1 protein-coding gene is annotated in these 4731 nt (G+C 72.4%); it reads left to right on the forward strand.

All coding sequences use genetic code 11. The annotated features are described in order from the left end of the window. On the forward strand, window positions 1-4731 hold a 4731-nt coding region (locus IE94_RS0133870), incomplete at both ends, for a type I polyketide synthase (RefSeq protein WP_157849438.1).

Below are 4731 nucleotides of genomic sequence, written 5' to 3' on the forward strand. Positions count from 1 at the left end.
AAGGCACCCTCACCCGACTCCTCACCTCCGCAGCACACCTCCACACCCACGGGCATCACATCAACTGGCCCATCCCCCACACCCCGCCCACCGCCCGGCCCACCGACCTCCCCACCTACCCCTTCCAGCACCAGCGCTACTGGATCGACGTACCGGAGACCACGGCGGCACACGCCTCCGTCCCTGCGACGGACATCGTCGACACGCGTTTCTGGGAGGCCGTGGAGAACGAGGACTGGCAGTCCCTCGCGGACAGGCTCGACGTCCCTGGTGACGCGTCGCTGAGCACGGTGCTTCCGGCGCTCGCGTCCTGGCGGCAGGAGCGCAGGCGTGAGGCGACGGTGAACGACTGGCGCTACGGGATCAGCTGGAAGCCGGTGGCCGACGGGGGCTCTGCGACCGGGCTCGGCGGGACGTGGCTGGTGGTATTCCCGGAGGGGCGGGCCACCGATGACGTCGTCCGTACGGCGGCCGAGGGCCTGGCGGCGCACGGCGCGCGGGTCGTGCCGCTGGAGCTGAACACCTCCGGGGCCGCGCGGGGGGCGTACCTCGACCTCATCGGTGAGGCACTTGCCGCGCAGGAGGTTCCCCCGGCCGGTGTGCTGTCGTTCCTCGCGCTCGACGAGCAGTCCTGCCCCGCGTATCCCGCGATGCCGGCGGGTGTCGCCGGGACGCTGGCTCTCGTCCAGGCGCTCGGTGACGCGCGGCTTGAGGTCCCGGTGTGGTTCGGGACCTGCGGCGCGGTCGCGGTCGGGGCCTCGGACACTTTGGGCAGCCCGGTGCAGGCTCAGGTCTGGGGGCTTGGCCGGGTCGTGGCGCTGGAGCAGCCCGAGCGGTGGGGCGGACTCGTCGACCTGCCGGGGCAGTTGGACGACCGGGCGCGGGCGCGCCTGTGTGCGGTGCTGGCCGGGCCGGCGGGCGAGGACCAGGTGGCGATCCGTTCCTCGGGTGTCTTCGCCCGCCGTCTGGTGCGGTCTTCGCTGGACGTGGCGACGCCCGAGCCGGCGGCGTCGGCCTGGCGGACCAGTGGTACGGCGCTGGTGACCGGCGGCACGGGAGCGCTCGGTCCGCACATCGCGCGGTGGCTCGCCTCGAACGGGGCCGAGCATGTGGTGCTGACCAGCAGGCGCGGTCCGCTCGCCCCGGGCATGGCCGAGCTGGCGACGGAGCTGGACGTCGAGGGGGTGCGTCTCACGGTGGCCGCGTGCGACGCCGCCGACCGCGAGTCTCTCGCCGGTGTGCTGGAGCGGCTGAAGGCCGACGGTGAGTCCCTGCGTACGGTCGTACACGCCGCGGCGTTCATCGAGTTGGCGTCGCTCGCCGAGTCGGGGCTCGACGAGTTCGCGGACGTGCTGGCCGCGAAGGTGGGCGGCGCCGCGCACCTGGACGAGCTGCTGGGCTCCGACGACCTCGACGCGTTCGTGCTGTTCTCCTCCATCGCCGGTGTCTGGGGCAGCGGCGACCACGGTGCCTACGCCGCCGCCAACGCCTATCTGGACGCGCTCGCCGAGCAGCGCCGGGCCCGCGGTCTGAAGGCCAGCTCGATCGCCTGGGGGGTGTGGAACGTCTGGGACCCGGAGCGGCTTCCGGAAGGCGTCAAGCCCGAACAACTCCAGGCCCGGGGGCTGCCGTTCCTCGACCCGGACACGGCCTTCTCCGCCATGCGTCAGATCCTCACCCGCGGCGAGACCTTCGTGGCCGTGGCCGATGTGGACTGGGATCGCTTCGTCCCGGTCTTCACCTCGGCCGGGCCTCGTCCGCTGCTCGCCGGTGTTCCCGAGGCGCAGCGGGAGATCGAGGCGGCGGCCACGTCGGCGGCCCCGGTCGGGCCCCACGCGGCGAGGGCTGCGTCGTCGCCCTTGCGCGACCGGCTGGAGGGCCTCGGCGCCGACGAGCGGAACCGGGTGCTTCTCGACCTGGTCCGCGCCCAGGCGGCCTCGGTCCTCGGTCATGCCTCCGGTGAGGCGGTCGACCCGGGGCGGGCGTTCCGCGATCTGGGCTTCGACTCCCTCACCGCGGTCGAGCTGCGCAACCGGCTCAACACGGTCACCGGGCTGCGGCTGCCGGCGACCCTGGTCTTCGACTACCCCTCCCCCGGTGTGCTCGCCGGTCATCTGCGGGACGAGTTCTTCGGCTCGCTGCCCGACAGGGCGTCGGCGGGGGCCGTCGCGGCGCCGTCGGCCCTTCCGGCCGCCGACGACGACCCGATCGTCATCATCGGCATGGGCTGCCGCTTCCCGGGCGGCGTGCGCTCGCCCGAGGCGCTGTGGGAGCTGCTGCTGCGCGGCGGTGACGTGATCTCCGGGCTGCCGACCGACCGCGGCTGGGACCTCGACGGGTTGTACGACCCGGACCCGGAGCGGCGCGGCACGTCGTACACCCGGCACGGCGGCTTCCTTTACGACGCCGCCGACTTCGACCCGGCGTTCTTCGGTATCTCCCCGCGCGAGGCCCTGGCGATGGACCCGCAGCAGCGGCTGCTGCTTGAGACGTCCTGGGAGGCCTTCGAGCGGGCGGGCATCGACCCCCAGTCCCTGCGGGGCAGTCGTACGTCCGTGTTCGCGGGCGTCAGCTACCACGACTACGGCTCGCGTCTCGGTGAGACCCCGGAGGAGATCGAGGGCTACCTGGGCACGGGCAACACCGCGAGCATCGCCTCGGGCCGTGTCTCGTACGTCCTCGGCCTCGAAGGCGCCGCGGTCACGCTGGACACGGGCTGCTCCTCGTCGCTGGTGGCTCTCCATCTGGCAGCGCAGTCGCTGCGGCAGGGCGAGTCCACGCTGGCGCTGGCCGGCGGTGTGTCCGTGATGGCGGTGCCCACCTCCTTCACCGAGTTCAGCCGGCAGCGCGGTCTGTCCGTGGACGGCCGGTGCCGGGCGTTCTCGGCGGACGCCGACGGCATGGGCATGTCCGAGGGTGTCGGCATGCTGCTGCTGGAGCGGCTGTCGGACGCGCGGCGCAACGGACACCGGGTCCTGGCCGTGGTCCGGGGGACGGCGATGAACCAGGACGGCGCCAGCAACGGCCTCACCGCCCCCAACGGCCCCTCACAGCAGCGAGTCATCCGCCAGGCCCTCGCCAACGCCGACCTCGCCCCCGACCAGGTCGACGCCGTCGAGGCGCACGGCACGGGCACCAAGCTGGGCGACCCGATCGAGGCCCAGGCCCTGATCGCCACGTACGGCCAGGACCGCCCGTCCGGCCGGCCCCTTTGGCTGGGCTCCGTGAAGTCCAACATCGGTCACACGCAGGCCGCTTCGGGTGTCGCGGGCCTCATCAAGATGGTCATGGCCCTCCAGCACGGGGTCCTGCCGAGGACGCTGCACGTGGGCGAGCCGACCCCGAAGGTGGACTGGTCGGCCGGAGCCGTCGCCCTGCTGACCGAGGAGACGGCCTGGCCCGACACGGGACAGCCGCGCCGCGCCGGTGTCTCGTCGTTCGGCATCAGCGGCACCAATACGCACGCGGTGCTGGAGCAGGCACCGGAGGACGAACCGGTCCTGGAATCGGAGCCTTCGGGTGCGGTGGTGCCCTGGGTGATCTCGGCCCGGTCCGCCGACGCCCTGCGCGATCAGGCACGGCAGCTTGGCGAGTACGTCGGCCGGCGGCGGGAGGCGGATGTCGCGGCCGTCGCCGACACGCTCGTCCGTGGACGCGCCCTGTTCGAGCACCGGGCCGTTGTGGTGGGCGAGACCTCTGATGCCCTGACCGCGGCGCTCGACGCGCTCGCTGCCGGGCAGCCTCACACGCATCTGGTCCAGGGGCAGGCCAAGAGCGCCGGAAAGACCGTGTTCGTGTTCCCGGGGCAGGGGACTCAGTGGGCCGGAATGGGCGCCGAACTCCTCGACACCGTGCCCGTGTTCGCGCAGTCCATCGCCCGCTGCGAGGAGGCCCTCGCGCCGTACGTGGACTGGTCGCTGACCGACGTCCTGGGCTCCGGCACGGAGTTGGACCGTGTCGACGTCATCCAGCCCGTCACCTGGGCCGTGATGGTCTCGCTCGCCGCGACCTGGCAGCACTTCGGTGTCCGTCCGGACGCGGTGGTGGGTCACTCCCAGGGCGAGATCGCGGCCGCGGCCGTGGCGGGTGCGCTGTCGCTGGAGGACGCGGCGAAGGTCGTCGCCGTACGCGCACAGATCATCGGCGAGCACCTCGTCGGCCTGGGTGCCATGGCCTCCGTCCCGCAGCCCGCCCACACCGTCGAAGCACAGCTCCCCGGCGGGGTGGGCATCGCCGCGATCAACGGGCCGAACACGACCGTGGTCTCCGGCGACAAGGACCCCGTCGAGGCCCTGGTCAAGGACCTTCAGAACCAGGACGTCCGGGCCCGGCTGATCCCCGTCGACTACGCCTCACACTCCGCGCACGTCACAAAGATCGAGGAGCAGCTGGCGACGGCCCTCGCGGGCATCACGCCCCGGGCCGCCGAGGTCCCGTTCTTCTCGACCGTGGAGCCGGGCTTCCTCAACACCACGGAACTCGACGCCGGTTACTGGTACCGCAACCTCCGCCAGACCGTCCACTTCCACACCGCCGTCGCACAGCTCACCGAGAGCGGCCACACCACCTACATCGAGTCCAGCGCCCACCCCGTCCTCACCTACAGCATCGAGGAAGTCGAGGGCGCGGAGGCCATCACCGGCACCCTCCGCCGCAACGAAGGCACCCTCACCCGACTCCTCACCTCCGCAGCACACCTCCACACCCACGGGCATCACATCAACTGGCCCA

Source organism: Streptomyces violaceorubidus, from assembly GCF_000717995.1.
Classification (GTDB): Bacteria; Actinomycetota; Actinomycetes; order Streptomycetales; family Streptomycetaceae; genus Streptomyces; species Streptomyces violaceorubidus.